This is a genomic window from Mesorhizobium sp. LMG17149, from assembly GCF_024518695.1.
GTDB lineage: Bacteria > Pseudomonadota > Alphaproteobacteria > Rhizobiales > Rhizobiaceae > Mesorhizobium.
The window spans coordinates 202,028-220,919 of sequence record NZ_JANIFL010000011.1 but is presented as its reverse complement, the minus strand read 5'-3'; the positions used below and the strand labels follow the sequence as shown (position 1 = coordinate 220,919).

Sequence of the window (18,892 nt, the reverse complement as noted above, 5' to 3'; positions counted from 1 at the left end):
TCCCGGTCGCCCGCGCGACGCCTAGGAGGAGAAAGACATGAACTACTGGCTGTTCAAATCCGAGCCATTCAAGTTCTCCTTCGAGATGCTGAAGGCCAAGGGCAAGGCCGGCACGCAATGGGACGGCGTGCGCAACTACGCCGCGCGCAACAACATGAAGGCGATGCAGATCGGCGATCTCGGCTTCTTCTACCATTCCAACGAGGGGCTGAACGTCGTCGGCATCGCTGAAGTCTGCGCGCTTGCCCATCCCGACACCACCTCGGACGATCCGCGCTGGGAATGCGTCGACATCCGCGCCGTAAGGGATGTGCCGAACCCGCCGACGCTGGAGCAGGTCAAGGCCAATCCCAGGCTTGCCGACATGGCGCTGGTGCGGCTGGGCCGGCTTTCCGTGCAGCCGGTGACGCCGGCCGAGTGGAAGGAAGTCTGCCGCATGGGCGGCTTGACGCCGGCTCCGTGACGGCGCTGACGCCCAACAGCGCGAGGCAATTCATTCTCGACAACACGGCGCTGATGGCGCCGCCGCACGTCCCGGAGATCCTGCTTCATCTTGCCGACGAAGCGCATGATTTGTGGCAGCGGACCGAGGATGAGCTGGTCGAGATCGGCCTGCCGCCGCCTTTCTGGGCCTTTGCCTGGGCCGGCGGCCAGGGCCTTGCCCGCTATATCCTGGACAATCCCGGCACGGTGCGGGGCAAGCGCGTGCTCGACTTCGCTTCCGGCTCCGGCCTTGTCGCCATCGCTGCCGCCAAGGCAGGTGCCGCCAAGGTGACCGCAGCCGACATCGATCCGTTCTGTGCCACCGCGATCCGGCTCAACAGCGAGATCAACGGTGTCGGGACCGAATTCCTCGGCACGGATTGCATCGGCACCGATGCAGGTTGGGACGTGGTCCTGGCCGGTGATGTTTTCTACGACAAATCTTTCGCGGACCGGCTGATGCCATGGTTCGCAACGCTGAAGGCGCGCGGCGCCGAAATCCTCGTCGGCGATCCCGGCCGCTCGTATATGCCGAAGGCAGGGCTGGAGCCGCTTGCCGTGTATGAAGTGGCCGTCACGCGGGCGCTGGAGGATGCGCTGGTCAAGCGCACGACCGTCTGGCGGTTCGCTTGACGCGATCGCCGAACAGGCGTTCCATCACATACAAATCAGAGGGGGAGCTCATGGATTTTTCGGCAGTGAACTGGCTGGCGGTGGTCGCTGCCGCGATCGCCGCGTGGCTGTTCGGCGCCGCTTGGTACATGGGCCTGAGCAAGGCGTGGCTGAAGGCCGCCAAGCTCGATCCGGCGACGATGAAGAAATCGCCGCTGCCCTTCGTCATCAGCTTCCTCGCCGAACTGGTCATGGCCACCATATTGGCCCTGGTCGTCGGCGCGATGACCGGCGGCGAGCCGACATGGATCGCCGGACTTGTCTTCGGCTTCGTGCTCTGGCTGGGTTTCGTCGCCACGACGCTCTCGGTCAACCATCGCTACGAGAATTTCGGCTGGGACCTGACCCTCATCGACGGCGGCCACTGGCTCGGCGTGCTGCTGATCATCGGCGCCGTGATCGGCTGGTTCGGCGCGGCGGCAACCTGATCAAGAAGGGAGTAGGGCAGTAGGGGAATAGGGGGCAAACGGCACCGACTGCTATCCCTACTGCCCTACTGCCCTACTGCCCTACTGCCCTACTGCCCTACTGCCCTACTGTCCTACTGCCCTTTGTCCGTGGTCCGCGTCTTGGCGACTTCCTCGAGCATCCATTCGCGAAAGGCGACGATGCGCGGATCGGCGGCGGTATTTTCGGGATAGACCAGGAAGTAGGCGAACTCGGGCGCCACCCGCAGGCCGAGTTCGAAAGGCTGCACCAGCCTGCCCTGGGAAAGGTCGTTCGCCACCATGGCGAAATCGGCGAGCGCAACGGCATTGCCGTCGAGCGCTGCCTGGACGGCATCCGTTGAGTTTCCGAACACGACGGTCCGGCTGTCGTCGAAATCAGTGATGCCGGCCGCGGCCATCCACATCCGCCAGTTCGGCCACGTCACGCCTTGCCGCGACCATTCGATATGCGCAAGCGTGTGGTTGAAGAGGTCGCGCGGCTCACGCAGCGGCGACCCCGACGTCAAAAGGCTCGGGCTGCACACCGGAATGAGGATGTTGTCGAACAGCCGGTGGGTGCGAAGACCCGGATATTTGCCGGCGCCGAAACGGATGCCGACATCGATGTCATCGAGTTCGAAATCCCGCACTTCATAGGCAATGTCGAATCGCAATTCGATATCGGGGTGATGCTTGCGAAAATCGTCGACGCGTCGCATCAGCCATTTTGACGCGAACTGCGCGTCGAGCGTTACCTTCAAAAGGGCGGTGCCGCGCGCCAGCTTTTGCGCCCGCGAAACGGCCCGGCCAAGCAGGTCGAGCGCGTCGGCCGAGGCGTCGAACAGCACCGTTCCCGCCTCGGTGAGCCGGATCGTGCGGCTGGTGCGTGTGAACAGCACCAGCCCGAGTTGATCCTCGATTTCCTTGATCTGATGGCTGACGGCGGCCGGCGTCAGGCCGAGCTCATCGGCGGCGCGGGTGAAATTGAGGTGCCGGGCCGCTGCTTCCAGTGTCCTCAAGGCACGAGTCCCGGGTAGAAGACGAGCCATCCTATCCTCAAATAAAACTTGATGATCCAGAGAAAACTACTCGTTTCTCGCAGGGATTTCAATCTGGCATGATGCGATCATCGACACATCATCAAGCCGGATTTGATATCCGGAGACAACGGATCATAACCATGTCCATCATCGTTTTGAATTCATCGACACCCCGCCCGGCCTGGCTGGCCGAAACCCTCGACTGGCTGCGCCACGCCCGGGTCGCGATACGCCTCGCCCGCCGCGACATTACCTACCAGAACGTCGAGGATCTCTCCGATCGCCAACTGCGCGATATCGGCGGCGAGCGCCGTGACGTCGCTCGCGCAATGGACAGAGAACTTGGCCGGCTGGGCCTGCTAGAATGGGCTGGCAGAGACCGCGAAGGTCAGGGAATAGGCAGTAGGAAATAGGCAGTAGAGGAAAATTTAAGTCAGCGCCGACAGGTAGCCTACTGCCTACTGCCTACTGCCTACTGCCTACTGCCTACTGCCTACTGCCTACTGCCTACTGCCTACTGCCTACTGCCTACTGCCTACTCCCCTACTCCCCTACTCCCCTACTCCCCTACTCCCCTACTATCTCACCACCCTCACCACCGTCCGGTCCGACAGCAGCGGCAGCAGCCGCGCCATGGTTTGCGCCGTGACAGCCACACAGCCTTGCGTCGGCGTGAAGCCGGGGCGCGCCAGATGGAAGAAGATGGCGCTGCCGCGCCCGCGCCGGCGCGGCGACAGGTTCCAGTCGAGCACAAGGCAGGCGTCGTAGAGCCGGTCGTCGCGCCGCATGCGTTCGTGGCTGGCGCCATAGGGTATCTTGACCGGCCTGTTGTAGTTGCGGTCGTCGGGCACTTCGCACCAGCCCAGATCGGGCCCGATCGGCGTCATCGCCAGACGGGTCCTGCGGCCGCTGGAGAACTGATCTCCCCGGAAATACCCCGACAGGATCCGCATCGCGGCCAGCGGCGTGGCGCCATCGCCTTCGCGCTTGCCGGCCGAGATGCCACCGCGCCCCAACGCACAGGCAAACACCGTTTTCCCGGCCTGCAGCAGGCCCTGGCTTGGATGCCCAGGCCTTGCCCGCACGGTCAGCACACGCAGCCCTTTTCGCAAAATTGCGCCGGCTGCATTGCGATCGTGTTTTTTCTTGTATGATCGTGCCACGGAACAAATCACTGTGAACGGCTGTTGCGCCGGTCAGCTTCCGCATAAACAGGCAGCGGTCAACTGAATTTTCTTTTCAAAACAACGGATTGATCCATGACTTCACGCACCATACTGATCGTCGACGACGATGACGACCTGCGCGGCACACTGGTCGAGCAATTATCCCTTTACGAGGAATTCGACGTGCTGCAGGAATCGACTGCGGCAAAAGGTGTCGCCGCAGCGCGCGGCGGCCTCATCGATCTGCTCATCATGGACGTCGGGCTGCCCGACATGGATGGCCGCGAAGCGGTGAAGATCCTGCGCAAGGGCGGCTACAAGGCGCCCATCATCATGCTGACCGGCCACGACACCGATTCGGATACGATTCTCGGTCTCGAAGCCGGCGCCAACGACTATGTGACGAAGCCGTTCCGCTTTGCCGTGCTGCTGGCACGCATTCGGGCGCAGCTGCGCCAGCATGAGCAGAGCGAGGACGCCACCTTCTCGGTCGGGCCTTATACTTTCAAGCCCAGCCAGAAACTGCTGCTCGACCCGCGCGGCGGCAAGGTGCGGCTGACGGAGAAGGAAGCCTCGATCATCAAATATCTTTATCGCGCCGACCAGAAGGTGGTGACGCGCGACGTGCTGCTCGAGGAAGTATGGGGCTACAATTCCGGTGTCACCACGCACACGCTGGAAACCCATGTCTACCGGCTGCGCCAGAAGATCGAGCGCGATCCTTCCAATGCGGAAATTCTTGTGACAGAAAGCGGCGGCTACAAGCTGGTTCCTTAAACATTTCATTATCCAATGAGCGGTCGGGCGGGGCCGCTTTCGGGTACGATCCAGTGGAGGGTGGTTTGGATCGAACTCGCAGAGGAGGAGTCGGACTGTCGGTTCGGGGACATAGCTAGATGGCGCTGGATGACGACATCCGCGTCCTGTCCGCCGTGAGGCTCTTCGAGGGCTTCACGCAGGAACAATTGCGCCTGCTCGCCTTTGGCGCCGAGAACACCAGGCTGATTGCCAACCACAAGCTTTATCGCGAGGACGACGAGGCCGATTCCGCCTATATCGTCGTCAGTGGGCGCATCGTGCTCTACCGGGAGCAGGGTGGTGAACGCATTCCGATTGGCACGGCAGGCCCCGGCACGATCCTGAGCGAACTGGCGTTGATCGCCGACACCAACCGGTTGACCAGCGCCTCGGCCGAGATCGATTCGGAAGTGATGCGGCTCAGCCGCAAGATGTTCCGCCGCATCCTGGAGGAATATCCCGAGATCGCGGTCAAGCTCCACCAGCGCATTTCGGAGGAATTTCAGGCGATGATCCGCCGCATCGAGGAACTGGCGCCGCGCTTCTCCGGCTGAAGGCTGCCCGCCTGCGAAGCTGTTGTTTCGCGGCCAAAGGCGGAAGCGCGGCAGCGCTTTTCAACGACATTGGCCGCGATGAACTGATCGTGGCGCACTGCGACCGAAGCGGGAATCGCCAAGGTTCGTTCATCCGGACGCCCGGATCCAGGGGCAAGGGTCCGTTGACAGGCCCGAGGTGAAATCCTAAAGCACCCCGAAGGCGGCCGGCACAGCAGGCGCCATCACCACCAGGCTCCTGGGGGGAGCGAGCCATGCCGTCAGGGCGGTACGAGACGATTATCTTGTATTCCCGCAATGACGCGTTCGGCGACGGATTGATCCGGATTCCGGCTTTGCGCGCCGCCAGAACGGCATTCCCCGATAGTTTCATCGTCTACGGAACCACCCGGTCGTCGTCCCTTGAACATAGCCTCAATCGCCATGCCGGCCATTTGGTCGATGCGATCAATGTGCGCACGCCGCTGGCGCGCCTGGTCGCCGATCACCGCAAGGGCAAGGGGCGATTGGCCGTTGTCGATTTCCGCATCTCGGCGCGTTGGCTGCTTCAAGCCTCGGCATCACTGCTCGGCCGCGGCATCGCCTATGAGGCAAACTTTCCGGCTTTCGCCCTTTCCTGGCGCCTGGGCCAAAGGCCTGAAGCACGACCCGGGCACAATGCCTGGCGCTACCACCGCCTCATCGAACGCCTTGCCGGCAAGCGGCTGCCTTTCGATCATCGGCTGGAGCCGGGCCCGGCCGCGCGAGCGGCGGCCAGGAGCCTTGCGGACGGCAAGCAGGCTCCGTTGATCATTATCGCTGCGCACGGCAGCGCCAGCAAGCGCATGTCGGCGGATCAGGTTGCCGCGATCGCCGACAGCCTGATCGCCGACGGGGCGAACCTTCTCTATGTGAAAACCCCAGGCGATGGTCCCGATATGGCTGAACTGGCTCAGCGCGTGCCGAAGCTGCGGCTTGTCGATTCCGCCGCGATCGGAGGTGTCGATATCGGTGACGTCTTGCTGGCGCTCGGCGAGTTTGCCGATCTTTACATCGGCGCCGAAGGCGGTACCGCACATCTCATGGCAACCGTGATGACGCCGATGGTTATCCTCAGTGGCGGCGCCAACATGGCCCGTTGGAGGCCGCTTTCGAACTGCGTGGACGTGATCGAATCCCGCCATGCCAGTCCGACCGGCCTGGTCGCCAATGTGCCTGCGCCGACAATCATCGAAGCGGCGCAACGGATGCTGGCGACGCGCCGCCGCGACCATCCCCATCTGCCGGATCTCGCTGGCCTGTCAGCCCAGCAATTCGCGACAACGACATGCATGAAGACTTGAAGCGCGCCGTTTGAACTTGAATTCATTTGGTCGCGCTTCGAAGCGCGTTGAGATTCAGGTCGGCCATTTGCAGGCCAGCCTCACCTGAACATCGACGCCATGGTACAATGGGTTCGGTGGGGCGAAGCGCTGCAACCCTGGTGACCACCGGCACATGCAGACGGAGTCTCGGCGGCAGATCTGGCGGCTGTCGCATTTTGGTTCCAATGGAGTTCCTCTCAGTCCTCAATGAGAATAGCAAATGCCAGAGAACAACGCGCTGAACACCAAGCATGGCGGCGAATGGACGATAGCCTGGCGCTTGGTCATACTGGCGGCGACGGCGATTAACGTCGCGATGCTCTTAGCCGCTCTGTTCGTTGCGCAGATTCGTGGTCTGGACGCTTGGATCTTTTATCGAGATCCATCTGCGGTCGCCGAAGTCGGCTTCTATACAGGGTGGATTTCGTCCCTGGGTGCTTCACTGTGGATCGGCTCCGGCGCGGTGACCCTGTTTGCCGGCCTGCTCACGCATCGATGGGATTGCACGTTTCTCGGCGGCCTTACCCTGTTCCTGGGGCTCGATGACCTGTTGTTGATCCATGAGGACGTGCTCCCCATGGTTGCGATACCAGAGATCGTTGCGATGATTGTCTACGCCGCCACCGGGTTGTTCTGGTTCTTTCGGCTGCGACGGAAGACATTCGACGGCACGATCGTCTTTGTGGCCGCAGGCTTCCTGCTCGCGCTGTCGGCATCCATCGACCAGATCGGAGATCTGTTTCCCACCCCTGGTTCTGCGGCAGCCATCGCCGAAGACGTCGTCAAAGAGCTTGGCATCTTCCTTTGGGCGGCAGGTGCCGTTGGGTACGCGGCGATGGTGACACGATTGGGCCGTCCGTGGGTGGATCCAGCCGACTCCACCTCTGCCGACTGACTGCCGCACGCGGGCATTTTCGACCAGACTAGAGCATTTCACCGTTTCACGGAAACGGCGAGCTGCTCTAACTCTTTGTTTTGACGCAATTCTAGACGGAAAACCGCTTCACACTTTTCCTAGAATTGCTCTAGTCCAGATCGAACCGCGCGATGACAGGCACATGGTCCGACGGGCGCTCCCAGCCGCGCGCCGGACGCAGGATCTCGTAGCCGGAAAAGCTGGGCACCAGGTTTGGCGACGACCAGACGTGGTCGAGACGACGGCCGCGATTGGACAGCTCCCAATCCTGCGCGCGATAGCTCCACCAGGTGTAGAGCTTCTGCTCATGCGGCACGTTGAGCCGCATCAGGTCGACCCAGTCGCCGGCGCGGCGCATCGCCTCGAAATTTTCCGTCTCGATCGGCGTGTGGCTGACCACGTTGAGCAATTGCTTGTGCGACCAGACGTCATGTTCGAGCGGGGCGATGTTGAGGTCGCCGACCAGCACCGAGCCGGACACCTCGTCATGTTCTGCCCGGATGGCATTCATCTCGGCGACGAAGTCGAGCTTGTGCTTGAACTTCCTGTTGATGACAGGATCCGGTTCGTCGCCGCCCGCCGGAACGTAGAAATTGTGGAGCAGGATCGCCTTGCCGCCGGCCCGCACCGTCACCGAGAGGTGCCGGCTATCCTCGATTTCGCAAAAGCGTCGCTTTTCGACCACCTCGATCGGCCGCCGAGCCACGGTTGCTACGCCGTGGTAGCCCTTCTGGCCATGGAAGGCGATGTGCTCGTAGCCGAGCTTGCGGAAAGCCTTTTCGGGGAACAGTTCGTCGGGAACCTTGGTTTCCTGCAGGCACAGCACGTCGGGCGCATGCTCGACGAGCAGGCGCTCGACGATCGGCATGCGCAGGCGAACGGAGTTGATGTTCCAGGTGGCGATGGAAAAGGGCATTGGCAATCCAGGACAGCGTGCGACCGGCCAGAACCGATGGGCCCTGGCGGGGGAAGACGCCTTTCGACGGAGTCAGTCCGGGAAACTGCCAGCCGCAAGCCGCAAAGACAAGCCGGGCCACGCCCGCTGAGGCGTGACCCGGCGCTTTCCACAGCTATTGGTGCGATTGGCCTAGCGCGCCTTGTTGGTGTTGAGTTCGCGGTTCGCCGTGTAGTCGATGGCGAAAGTATCCGGCGCGAAGCTGACGCCTTCCTTGGTGTTGAAGATCATCACCGTCGTGTCCTTGCCCTGCGCGTCGGTGATCGTCCACTGCCGCAAGTCGAAGGTTTTCGGATCGAACATCATGGTGATCTTCGAATTGCCGAACACCGATTTGTCGGCGAGCTGGATGGTGGTGAGGTCATCCTCCTGCTTGACGCTTTTGACGCGGTCGCCGGAGAGATCGATCCTGTTGTCGAGCAGCAGCTTCAAGGGTGTCTTCGACAGCGGATAGAGATCGGACGTGTTGAGCCTCTTGTTCAGGATGACCACCGACTGGCCGTCTGAAATCACCCGGAAGTTTGAAGAGCCGTCGTAGTTGAAGCGGATCTTGCCTGGCCGTTCGAGGAAGAACTTGCCGCCGGTCTGCTCGCCCTTGGGGCCGAACTGCACGAATTCGCCGCTCATCGATTTGACCGAGGAAAAGTGGTCGGCGATCTTCTGCGCAGCGGTCGGCACAGCCGCCTGCGCCGAAGCCAGCACCTGGAAGCCGGGCACCGCGTTGAAGGCTGCCGCCCCCGCAAACGCCAGGCCGAGGCCCAGCAACTGACGCCGGGATGGAGCAAATGTGCTGAGCGCTGAAAGATCGTTTTTCATGTCGGTCACTCTCATCTGATTCCTGAGTTGTTCTGTGCTTGGACCCCCAGTTAGGCTGAAATTTGGCGGGTCAGACGTCCCTTGGTCGCTTCAACGCCTTGAAAGGTTCAAGGTTGCCGGACCGGGATGTCACAAGGGTCAGGCTTTGTGGTCAGAACTTGTCCTCTTCGGTCGGCACCAGGATCTCGCGCTTGCCGGCATGGTTGGCCGGGCCGACGATACCTTCCTTTTCCATCTTCTCGATGATCGAGGCGGCGCGGTTATAGCCGATGCCCAGCCGGCGCTGGATATAGCTGGTCGAGGCCTTGCCATCGCGCAGCACCACGGAGACCGCCTGATCGTAGGGATCGTCGGAATCCTCGAAATTGCTGTTGCCGCCACCGGACCCACCCTTGCCCGACGGCTCGTCGTCGTCCTCGCCATCATCCTCGGTGATGGCGTCGAGATATTCCGGCACGCCCTGCAGCTTCAGATGCGCAACGATCTTCTCGACCTCTTCGTCGGCGACGAACGGGCCGTGCACGCGCTGGATGCGGCCGCCGCCGGCCATGTAGAGCATGTCGCCCATGCCGAGCAGCTGCTCGGCGCCCTGCTCGCCCAGAATGGTGCGGCTGTCGATCTTCGACGTCACCTGGAAGGAGATGCGGGTCGGGAAATTGGCTTTGATGGTGCCGGTGATGACGTCGACCGACGGCCGCTGCGTTGCCATGATGACATGGATGCCGGCGGCGCGCGCCATCTGCGCCAGGCGCTGCACGGCACCTTCGATGTCCTTGCCGGCGACCATCATCAGGTCGGCCATCTCGTCGATGATGACGACGATATAGGGCATCGGCTCGAGATCGAGGTTCTCGGTCTCGTAGATCGCCTCGCCGGTCTGGCGGTCGAAGCCGGTCTGCACGGTGCGCGAGATCTTCTCGCCCTTCTTGTCCGCCTGGCTGACGCGGGCGTTGAAGCCGTCGATGTTGCGCACGCCGACCTTGGACATCTTGCGGTAGCGGTCCTCCATCTCGCGCACGGTCCATTTCAGCGCCACCACGGCCTTCTTCGGATCGGTGACGACGGGCGTGAGCAGATGCGGGATGCCGTCATAGACCGAGAGTTCCAACATTTTCGGATCGATCATGATCAGCCGACATTCTTCCGGCTTCAGCCGGTAGAGCAGCGACAGGATCATGGTGTTGATGGCGACCGACTTGCCCGAGCCGGTGGTGCCGGCGACAAGCACGTGCGGCATCTTGGCGATGTCGACGATGACCGCCTCGCCATTGATGGTCTTGCCCAGCGCCAGCGCCAGCTTGGCCTTCGTCGTCTCGAAATCGCGGCTGGCCAGAATCTCGCGCAGATATACGGTCTCGCGCTTGGCGTTCGGCAGTTCGATGCCGATGGCGTTGCGGCCGGGCACCACGGCGACGCGGCAGGCGATGGCGCTCATCGAGCGCGCAATGTCGTCGGACAGGCCGATGACGCGTGACGATTTGATGCCGGGCGCCGGTTCGAGCTCATAGAGTGTGACCACCGGACCGGGACGGACGGCGATGATCTCGCCCTTGACGCCGAAGTCCTCCAGCACGCCCTCGAGCAGGCGGGCGTTCTGTTCCAGCGCGTCCTTGGACAGGCTGGCGTCGCGCACCACGTTCTTCGGTTCGGAGAGGAAGTGCAGCGACGGCATTTCGAACTTTTCCGAGCCGATCAGCGATGTCTGCGCCTCGCGCTGGACGCGGGCGCCGGGCACGGGGCGCGCCGCCGGCGCCTCGACGCGGGTGGCTGCGTCGGAGCGGAACGGCTGCACCTTGGCGGTCGGCGCGCCGCGGCGTTGCACGACAGGCTCATCGTCGAAATCGGCATCCTCGCCCGCATTGTCGAAGCGGTCGTCGAAGATGTCGGCATCGTCGGGGTCGAGCGAGGCGCTGCGGTCATTGACCATGGCGGCGAAGAATTCGGGCTCGACGCGGGCGCGGCCATCCTGGCTCATCCGCTGCTCGGCGAACTCCGCCGATTCGACCCGTTCGGCGGCGCGCCGCCAGGCTGTGGAGCGCTGCTCCATCTCCGGCTCGTACTCGTCCCGCTCCTGCCTGCGGCGCAAGGCACGGCGGTGCATCCACGCGCGCAGCGACAGCCACCAATGGGTGATGGCGCCGAGCGCCAGGATACCCTCGTCGCCTTCGTCCTCGTCATTGTCGAACAAAAGGTCGTCCTCGCGCGGATCGGCGGCGGGCTCGTCCTCCATCACGGCGAAGCCGTTCTTGCGACCGATCAGCGCCGAACCATGGGCAAAGAGCCACAGCGCGGGTGCGGCCAGCAGGATGGCGATGATGCTGGCGATCAGCCCGGTCGGATAGCCGCCGATGACGACGCCGGGGATCTTCAGCACCATGTCGCCAAACACACCGCCGAGGCCGGTGGGCAGCGGCCAGGTCTTGGGCGGCACAACGCAGCCGACCATCGCCGCGGCCAGCAGCGCGAAGCCGAACCAGGACAGCCCGCGCTTGGGCAGCCTGTCGACGCCGCGCGCGGAAAACAGCAGGAAGCCCCAGATGACCGTCGGAACCAGGGCCGCGACGGCGGCGAGGCCGAAGAACTGCATGGCCAGGTCGGAGAACACGGCACCCGCATAGCCCATGGCATTGGTGACGGTGTTGTTCGTCGCGTGGGAAAAACTCGGATCGGCGACATTCCAGGTGGCAAGGCTGGCAACGCCAAAGGCGGCCAGCGCGAACAGGCCGACGCCGACCAGCCGCCCGACCTGACGCCGCGCGAACGCCTGGATGCCGTGCCCCGTATCGGCCAGCGCAAGCGGTGCTGAAGCCCCTGAACGCATGCTCTTCCCCGTCTGTCATGGACTTGCCGGGTGCGTGGCGCATTCCGGCAGATTCGGGCCTCAGACTATCGGTGGGAAGGTTAAGGGCGCATTAACTATAAGAGGTTGAGATGATCAAACCTCGTTACCACTGGTTGAGCCGCTTGCTGCTCGAAGAATGGCGCCGAGTGTGGGCGAAGGGGGGTCGCCAATTTGGGTAGAGGCATGCAACCCGTCTTCCTTCGCGTGGCGGCACTGGCCTGGGCAGGGCTCAGTTTGCTGCTCGCTTTGCACTGGTTCGTCGAACTCGGCATGGTGGGCTTCCCGGACGGCTATGTGACGCCCTTCGCCAGAGCGACCGGTCCGCTGCTGCACATCCTCGCCACAGCCTGCCTCGGACAAGGCCTGTATTTTCTGTTCAGAGGTCTTTTCGGCAAGGGATTTGCAGTGCGAGGCCTCGGCCTGCGGGTTTTGATCGCCGCGGTCCTGACAGTGGCGCCTGTGCTGATCGTCAGGAATTGCCCGCATTCCAGGACATGCAGCAGCGCGTATGAAGCGCTGACGAACACCATGATGGACGACGGCGCCGGCGGATAGAGCTGCCGCCTGCCGAAACAATGGCGGACTGCCGGGCCCGCCATTGGTCGTTTGGAACAAAGATCGGGCCTCGGCCCGACCGGACAAATCAGTTGGCGCCGCCGAGCGCCTGCACATTGGCGCAGAATTCCGCATACGGCTTGCTCATCGCCGCATCCTGGCATTCCTTCTTCATCGCTTCCTGCTTTTCCATCGGCATGGCCATGAAAGCGGTCTTGAAATCCGCCATCGGCTTCATGGTCTTCATGCCGGAATCCGTGAAGAACGGCGCCATGTTGTCGGGCTCATCCAGAGCGCCGGCAAATGCAAAGCCGCTGACCATGGAAAGAGCGAGCGCTCCAAGGCAGATATTCTTGAGGTTCATGAAATGGTTTCCTTCCCTGTTGTTTGGCACGAGCGTCAGAACGACGATCGTCCCCCCAGTTCGAAACCAGAGCGGTCGTTGTTTCCTCAAAAAACCTGATCACACGAACGTGATTGCGCCAAGACGGGCATTGCCGGAATGACTTGCCAAAAAAAGAGGCCCGGATGCGATCCGGGCCTCAATGCGTGAACTCCTTTCGGGAGCATCACGACGGGATAGGAATTGCGGGGCGGCCAATGCCGTCCCGCACGGGCTTACGAGTGGTAGGCCGCTTCGCCATGCGAGGTGAGGTCGAGGCCTTCGCGCTCTGCGTCGGCTGTCGGACGCAGGCCGATGATCAGGTCGACGATCTTGTAGAGGATGGCGCTGCCGATACCCGACCACAGCAGGGTCACCAGGACACCCTTGGCTTGCGCCAGGAGCTGGGTGGCCGTGCCGGCATAGCCGGCAGCAAAGTCGGCCGTCGAATAATCGACAATGCCGGCGCCACCGAGGGCAGGGTTGACCAGGATGCCTGTGCCGAGCGCGCCGATGATGCCGCCGATGCAGTGGACGCCGAAGACATCAAGGCTGTCGTCGTAGTCGAACGTGTTCTTCACCACCGAGACGAAGAAGTAGCAGACGAAGGTGGCGACGATGCCGAGCACGATGGCGCCCATCGGGCCGGCAAAGCCGGCAGCGGGCGTGACGGCGACGAGGCCGGTCACCGCACCCGAAACGGCACCAAGCATGGAGGCTTTGCCGCGCAGCAGCGATTCAAGCACGATCCAGGTGACCGCCGCCGCCGCCGTGGCGACGAAGGTATTGATCATGGCCAGCACCGCATAGGCGTTCGCTTCAAGATTCGAACCGGCGTTGAAGCCAAACCAGCCGACCCACAGCAGCGAAGCACCGACCATGGTCAGCGTCATCGAGTGCGGCGCCATGAGATCCTTCTTGTAGCCGCTGCGCTTGCCGATCATGAGCGCGCCAACGAGGCCGGCAATGCCCGCATTGATGTGAACGACCGTGCCGCCGGCGAAGTCGATGGCGCCGAAGCTGAAGATGAGGCCCGTCGGATCGCTATAAGCGCTCGGGCCGCCCCAGAACCAGACCATATGAGCGATCGGGAAGTAGATGAAAGTGACCCAGAGGATGACGAAAAGGATCAAAGCGGAGAATTTGACGCGTTCGGCGAAGGCGCCGACGATCAGGGCCGGCGTGATGCAGGCGAAGGTCATCTGGAAGACGACGAACACCAGTTCAGGAATGGCGACACCCTTGGTAAAGGTTTCCGACAGGGTCGTCACATCGACGCCGGAGAGAAACATCTTGGAAAGGCCGCCGACGAAGGCGTTGCCCGGGGTGAAGGCGAGGCTGTAGCCGTAGAAAACCCAGATGATCATGACCACGCTGGTGATGGTGAAGACCTGCATCAGCACTGACAGCATGTTCTTGCTGCGAACCAGGCCGCCGTAGAAAAGCGCAAGACCGGGAACCGTCATCAACAGCACCAGAACGGTGGAAACCATCATCCACGTGGTGTCGCCCTTGTCGACGGTGAAAGCTGGCGCTGCTGCGGCCGCGGCGGGAGCCGCTTCCTGCGCGAATGCGGCGACCGTGCCCAATGCTCCGAGCGCGAACGAGCCGAGCAGCGCGGAGCGCGCCGCTGACTTCAAGGTGGAAGGAATATTCATTGAACTCTCCATTGGAATACGTGATCGCCGCTCAGAGCGCGTCGGTGTCTGTTTCGCCGGTGCGGATGCGCACCGCCTGATCGATGCCGAAAACGAAGATCTTTCCGTCGCCGATCTGGCCGGTCTTGGCGGCGGCGGTGATGGCTTCGACAGCCTTGTCCACCATGTCGGAACTGACGGCGACTTCGATCTTGATCTTCGGCAGGAAGCTGACCGCGTATTCCGCCCCGCGATAGATTTCCGTATGCCCTTTCTGACGCCCGTAGCCTTTGACTTCGGTGACGGTCAGGCCCTGGATGCCGACGGCGGTAAGCGCTTCGCGTACCTCGTCGAGCTTGAACGGCTTGATGATTGCCATCACAATTTTCATAAGGTTTCACCCTTCGCTGTTGCGGTCCCCCGCGTTTGCACACCTTCACCGATCCTAAAAAGCCGGAGAGTGCCCACGAGGATTCAAGCTCCGTGCCAAGTGCCGAAGCAGGGTGTTAACCCGTTGTAAACAAAGAGATTAGAGAGCACACCGACGCAACCTGCCCACAGCTGCAGCGGTGCATCTGCCTAAAACTTAGGCAATTTTTGAAAAATGCCTACTCTGCAGGCGATCGCTTGAGCCGGATCAGCCCTTCCTGCGCAACCGAGGCGATCAGCGTGCCGTCGCGGGCAAACAGCGACCCGCGTGTAAAGCCGCGCGACCCCTGTGTCGACGGGCTGTCCTGCGTGTAGAGCATCCAGTCGTCGAGCGCATGGCTGCGATGGAACCACATGGCGTGGTCAATGCTCGCCGCCTGGATATCGCGATCGAAAATGGCGCGGCCATGCGCAAAGGTCGATGTGTCGAGCAGCGTCATGTCGGAGAGATAGGCGAGCACCGCCGCCTGGATGGCGCGGTCCGCCGGCACCGGACCGGTGGTGCGGATCCAGATATTCTGCTTCGGCTCCAGCTTTTCGCGGCTGGTGTAATGCTTCAGCATCACCGGCTTCATCTCGATCGGCCGGTCGCGCTCCCAGTAGCGTTTGATGCCATCGGGCACCGCCTCGCCGAATTTGCCCAGCAATTCGCGTTGCGACAGCAATGTGTCCGGCCCCGGAACGTCCTGCGGCATCGGCACCTGGTGCTCGAGACCGACCTCGTCCTGCTGGAACGAGGCTTCGAGCGAAAAGATCGCCTGGCCGTGCTGGACCGCCACCACGCGCCGCGTGGTGAAGGAGCCGCCGTCGCGAATACGGTCGACCTCATAGACGATCGGCACCTTGGTGTCGCCGGGCCGCATGAAATAGCCGTGCAGCGAATGCACGTGCCGATCGGGATCCACTGTCCGCTGCGCCGCCACCAGCGCCTGGGCGATGGTCTGGCCGCCGAACACGCGCTGCCAGTCGAGCAAGGGGCTGCGACCACGATACAGATTGTGTTCCAGCTTCTCGAGGTCGAGAATGCCGAGAAGCTCGTCCATGGCTGCCGTCATATTTCGCGCCCTCGCCGCAGAAGTGTTATGGCGGTTTCCGACAGGACGGACAGGCAGTCAAGGGTGCAGGACCCGGCCGGCGCGCAGGAGCGAAGATGATGGAACGCAAGGCGGACACGAAAACCGGGCCAAACGCGAAAACAAGATCTGGGCTCGATGTCCTGGTCGCCGGCGCCGGCTATGTCGGCCTGGCCGCCGCCGTGTCGCTGAAGCAGGCGCGGCCGGGTCTCGCCATCGCTCTCGTCGATGCCGCACCTGCTGGCGCCTGGCAGAGGGACGGCCGCGCCTCGGCCATCGCCGCCGCCGCCTGCCGCATGCTCGACCAGCTCGGCGTGTGGGCCGAGATCGTGCCCCAGGCGCAGGCGATCACCGAGATGATCATCACCGATTCGCGCACCGCCGATCCGGTGCGTCCGGTCTTCCTGACCTTCGACGGCGAAGTGGCGCCGGGCGAGCCCTTTGCGCATATGGTCGCCAACAGGGTGCTGAACGGCGCCTTGCGGGCCAGCGCCGAAAAGCTCGGCATCGACATCATCGAAGGCGTCGCCGTGCAGGGGTTCGAGACCAACGGCGCCGGCATCACCGTTCACCTTGCCGACGGCGCGACCCTGAAGGCCCGGTTGCTGGTCGCCGCCGACGGCGTCAACTCGAAGCTGCGCGACATGGCCGGCATCAAGACGGTGAAGTGGGAATATGGCCAGTCGGGCATCGTCTGCACCGTGGCGCATGAACGCCCGCATAATGGTCGCGCCGAAGAGCATTTCCTGCCGGCCGGCCCCTTCGCCACATTGCCGCTCAAGCCCGGCGAGGACGGCACCAACCGATCGTCGATCGTCTGGGTCGAGCGTACGCCCGACGCCGAGAAGCTGGTGGCCGGTGACGATCTCCTCTTCGAACACGAACTCGAACAGCGCTTTGGCCTGAAGCTTGGCGAGATCCGCGTTGCCGACAAGCCGCGCGCCTGGCCGCTCGGCCTGACCATTGCGCGCGCCTTCGTCGCACCCCGCATCGCGCTCGCCGGCGATGCCGCCCACGGCATCCACCCGATCGCCGGCCAGGGCCTCAATCTCGGCTTCAAGGATGTCGCGGCCCTTGCCGAGGTGATCGTCGAGGCCGACCGGCTCGGCCGGGACATCGGCGCGCTCGACGTGCTCGAGCGCTACCAGCAGTGGCGCCGCTTCGACACGGTGCAGATGGGTGTCACCACGGACGCGCTGAACCGGCTGTTTTCCAACGATATCGGCCCGCTGCGCACCGTCCGCGACATCGGCCTCGGTCTCGTCGAACGCATGCCGCGCCTGAAGGATTTTTTTATTCGGCAGGCGTCGGGACTGTCCGCCAGCACGCCGCGATTGTTGAAGGGCGAGGCGATCTGACCCGCCGCCATGGCAGGGGTGTGTTGAGATTCAGGTCAGGCCGAGCCGAAAATGGCGGATTCCGAGAACCGGAGCGGAGCGTACATTTGGGTACGTGAGCACCGGAAGCGCAGGAAGCTGCCATTTGCAGGCCGGGCTCACCTGAATATCAGCACACCCTAGTTGACCTCAAAACCCAGCTTTTGCCGCAGCCGCAATATCCTCTGGTCGGATATTTCGATGCGTTTCTCGCCGCCCTGGGCGGCGCGGTTGACCATCTGCAGCAGATCGTTTCGCTCGGCGACATCGAGACGTTCGCGTAGAAACGGCGCCAGCTTGTCGATGACAACGGTGGCGTCGTCGACTTGCGCCGCCGCCCATTTGGCATAGATCACCGCCTCGTCGGTCTTCTTCTTGTCGGCGATCTCGGAAATCACCGCGCGGATGACGGCCTCGCGCTGCGGCAGGATGGGCCCATCCTCGGAGACGATTGATGTGATCAGCGTAGCCGCCGCTACGACTGGATCATCGATCGCCGTCAGCGGCGACAGCGCCGCCTGCTTGCGCAGCTTCTTGCGGCGTACCGAGCCCTGAACCCGGCCAATGACATCGGCAACGTCACGCGCGGCCTCGTTCATGGCCTTCATCCGGTACCACCAGAACGCCGCCGCGCCCATCACGCCAAGGATAGCAATCAGGAAAGGCATGTCGAAATCCCCAAGAACCCCGGCGACGATAGGAGAACTCTCGCCTTGCTTCAACACGCAAAAGTTGCGCACGGAACCGAAGCCCGAACGCTCAGCCCGACGCTCTGGTTTTCGAAGCAGCCACAACGCTGGCAGGGCTCTATGACCCCGGTATGTCGTAGATGGCCCGGACCTCGATCGTGCCGAGTTCGGCCAGTGGAATACCAGCGGCAATGTCCAGCGCCGCTTCGAGATCTCCGGCCTCGATCATGACGAAACCAAGCAATTGCTCCTTGGTCTCGGCGAACGGCCCGTCGATAACCAGCCGCTTGCCCTGACGCCGCCGCACGGTTTTGGCTGTTTTCACCGATTGCAGCGCCTGCGCGACGATCAGCAGGCCGCTCTCCTCCAGCGCCCGGTCATAGGCCAGCGAATCGGCGTCGAGCTTGGCCGACCTTGCCGGGGCCAGCGCATGAAGATCCTTTTCCTCACCATAAACCAGGCAGACATATTTCATTTCCAGCCCCCTTGCCGCTGTGAACCATAGGATGCGCCGACGAGCGCATCGGTGTTGCCACTGACCGCCGCCGCGTGATCGAGAAGGCATGCCGCGATGCCGATGATGGCAACCGCCGCCAGAAGCCGGCCAAAGCCGGACGCCGGCGGATGCAGCCAGAAGTCTTCTTCTCGTCGCCCGGCTCCGCCGCCTGCACCTTTCCACGATGCCAAAAACATATTGTCCATGTGAACCTCCATCCGGCCACAAATCCGTGGCCATCC

The 18,892-nt window shown here is 62.8% G+C and carries 22 protein-coding genes; 10 read left to right on the top strand and 12 right to left on the bottom strand.

Annotated elements, in window-relative coordinates; all coding sequences use genetic code 11:
• Positions 1-37: 37 nt before the first annotated feature.
• The 3 genes from NP945_RS24945 to NP945_RS24935 are packed head-to-tail and all read left to right on the top strand — an operon-like array spanning position 38 to position 1,583.
• Positions 38-463: an EVE domain-containing protein gene (locus NP945_RS24945; RefSeq protein ID WP_027163062.1), complete on the top strand. Its 426-nt coding sequence runs from the start codon at positions 38-40 to the stop codon at positions 461-463.
• Entirely contained in the window at positions 460-1,116 is a 657-nt protein-coding gene (locus tag NP945_RS24940; protein ID WP_256747850.1) for a methyltransferase, read from the top strand. Before NP945_RS24945 ends, NP945_RS24940 begins: the two co-directional genes overlap by 4 nt.
• 50 nt (positions 1,117-1,166) lie before the next feature.
• Positions 1,167-1,583, top strand: a complete 417-nt coding sequence (locus tag NP945_RS24935; RefSeq protein WP_256747816.1) for a DUF1761 domain-containing protein — start codon at positions 1,167-1,169, stop codon at positions 1,581-1,583.
• Between the two features lie 113 nt (positions 1,584-1,696).
• On the opposite strand, the gene gcvA is transcribed toward NP945_RS24935, so the two are convergent.
• A complete protein-coding gene (gene gcvA / locus NP945_RS24930; protein WP_256747815.1) occupies positions 1,697-2,632 on the bottom strand; it encodes a transcriptional regulator GcvA in 936 nt (311 codons plus the stop codon).
• 131 nt (positions 2,633-2,763) lie between these two features.
• Here gcvA and NP945_RS24925 point away from each other — a divergent pair, with 131 nt between their 5' ends.
• Complete coding sequence (locus tag NP945_RS24925; RefSeq protein WP_256747814.1) at positions 2,764-3,036, top strand: hypothetical protein; 273 nt, start codon at positions 2,764-2,766, stop codon at positions 3,034-3,036.
• 165 nt (positions 3,037-3,201) lie between these two features.
• Here NP945_RS24925 and NP945_RS24920 read toward each other — a convergent pair whose 3' ends face one another.
• Positions 3,202-3,738, bottom strand: coding sequence for a L,D-transpeptidase (locus NP945_RS24920; protein ID WP_174800339.1), 537 nt, complete (start codon positions 3,736-3,738; stop codon positions 3,202-3,204).
• A 144-nt stretch (positions 3,739-3,882) separates the two neighbouring features.
• Here NP945_RS24920 and NP945_RS24915 point away from each other — a divergent pair, with 144 nt between their 5' ends.
• From NP945_RS24915 to NP945_RS24900, 4 genes are all read left to right on the top strand, one after another.
• Entirely contained in the window at positions 3,883-4,566 is a 684-nt protein-coding gene (locus tag NP945_RS24915) for a response regulator transcription factor (protein ID WP_013528898.1), read from the top strand.
• 119 nt (positions 4,567-4,685) lie between these two features.
• Positions 4,686-5,141, top strand: a complete 456-nt coding sequence (locus tag NP945_RS24910) for a cyclic nucleotide-binding domain-containing protein (RefSeq protein ID WP_023811239.1) — start codon at positions 4,686-4,688, stop codon at positions 5,139-5,141.
• A gap of 254 nt (positions 5,142-5,395) precedes the next feature.
• A complete protein-coding gene (locus NP945_RS24905) occupies positions 5,396-6,463 on the top strand; it encodes a glycosyltransferase family 9 protein (protein ID WP_256747813.1) in 1,068 nt (355 codons plus the stop codon).
• A gap of 241 nt (positions 6,464-6,704) precedes the next feature.
• The gene (locus NP945_RS24900) at positions 6,705-7,379 is read left to right on the top strand and encodes a hypothetical protein (protein ID WP_256747812.1); all 675 of its coding nucleotides are present in this window, start codon (positions 6,705-6,707) and stop codon (positions 7,377-7,379) included.
• Between the two features lie 130 nt (positions 7,380-7,509).
• Here the strand turns inward: NP945_RS24900 and NP945_RS24895 are convergent, their stop codons facing one another.
• The 3 genes from NP945_RS24895 to NP945_RS24885 form a co-directional block, all read right to left on the bottom strand.
• Positions 7,510-8,316 (bottom strand): exodeoxyribonuclease III, encoded by an 807-nt coding sequence (locus NP945_RS24895; protein WP_127267331.1) that lies wholly within the window; start codon positions 8,314-8,316, stop codon positions 7,510-7,512.
• A gap of 171 nt (positions 8,317-8,487) precedes the next feature.
• A complete protein-coding gene (locus NP945_RS24890; protein ID WP_127267333.1) occupies positions 8,488-9,171 on the bottom strand; it encodes an outer-membrane lipoprotein carrier protein LolA in 684 nt (227 codons plus the stop codon).
• A gap of 151 nt (positions 9,172-9,322) precedes the next feature.
• Positions 9,323-11,992 carry a DNA translocase FtsK gene (locus tag NP945_RS24885; protein WP_127267330.1) on the bottom strand — a complete coding sequence of 890 codons (2,670 nt, stop codon included), beginning with the start codon at positions 11,990-11,992 and terminating at the stop codon, positions 9,323-9,325.
• 204 nt (positions 11,993-12,196) lie between these two features.
• On the opposite strand from NP945_RS24885, the gene NP945_RS24880 reads away from it, so the two are divergent.
• Positions 12,197-12,568, top strand: a complete 372-nt coding sequence (locus tag NP945_RS24880; RefSeq protein WP_127319580.1) for a hypothetical protein — start codon at positions 12,197-12,199, stop codon at positions 12,566-12,568.
• Between the two features lie 88 nt (positions 12,569-12,656).
• Here NP945_RS24880 and NP945_RS24875 read toward each other — a convergent pair whose 3' ends face one another.
• The 4 genes from NP945_RS24875 to tesB form a co-directional block, all read right to left on the bottom strand.
• A complete protein-coding gene (locus NP945_RS24875; protein WP_127267328.1) occupies positions 12,657-12,932 on the bottom strand; it encodes a hypothetical protein in 276 nt (91 codons plus the stop codon).
• Positions 12,933-13,186: 254 nt separating this feature from the next.
• Positions 13,187-14,608, bottom strand: coding sequence for an ammonium transporter (locus NP945_RS24870; RefSeq protein WP_127267327.1), 1,422 nt, complete (start codon positions 14,606-14,608; stop codon positions 13,187-13,189).
• Positions 14,609-14,639: 31 nt separating this feature from the next.
• Entirely contained in the window at positions 14,640-14,978 is a 339-nt protein-coding gene (locus NP945_RS24865) for a P-II family nitrogen regulator (protein WP_013892292.1), read from the bottom strand.
• A gap of 217 nt (positions 14,979-15,195) precedes the next feature.
• On the bottom strand, positions 15,196-16,071 hold the full coding sequence (gene tesB, locus NP945_RS24860) for an acyl-CoA thioesterase II (RefSeq protein ID WP_256747811.1): 876 nt from the start codon (positions 16,069-16,071) through the stop codon (positions 15,196-15,198).
• A 98-nt stretch (positions 16,072-16,169) separates the two neighbouring features.
• On the opposite strand from tesB, the gene NP945_RS24855 reads away from it, so the two are divergent.
• Positions 16,170-17,447, top strand: coding sequence for a ubiquinone biosynthesis hydroxylase (locus NP945_RS24855; protein WP_189367505.1), 1,278 nt, complete (start codon positions 16,170-16,172; stop codon positions 17,445-17,447).
• Between the two features lie 158 nt (positions 17,448-17,605).
• Here NP945_RS24855 and NP945_RS24850 read toward each other — a convergent pair whose 3' ends face one another.
• The 3 genes from NP945_RS24850 to NP945_RS24840 form a co-directional block, all read right to left on the bottom strand.
• Positions 17,606-18,133, bottom strand: a complete 528-nt coding sequence (locus tag NP945_RS24850; RefSeq protein ID WP_127270047.1) for a hypothetical protein — start codon at positions 18,131-18,133, stop codon at positions 17,606-17,608.
• 139 nt (positions 18,134-18,272) lie between these two features.
• Positions 18,273-18,629, bottom strand: coding sequence for a YciI family protein (locus NP945_RS24845; RefSeq protein ID WP_128363319.1), 357 nt, complete (start codon positions 18,627-18,629; stop codon positions 18,273-18,275).
• On the bottom strand, positions 18,626-18,856 hold the full coding sequence (locus NP945_RS24840) for a hypothetical protein (RefSeq protein ID WP_256747810.1): 231 nt from the start codon (positions 18,854-18,856) through the stop codon (positions 18,626-18,628). Before NP945_RS24840 ends, NP945_RS24845 begins: the two co-directional genes overlap by 4 nt.
• Positions 18,857-18,892: the final 36 nt, after the last annotated feature.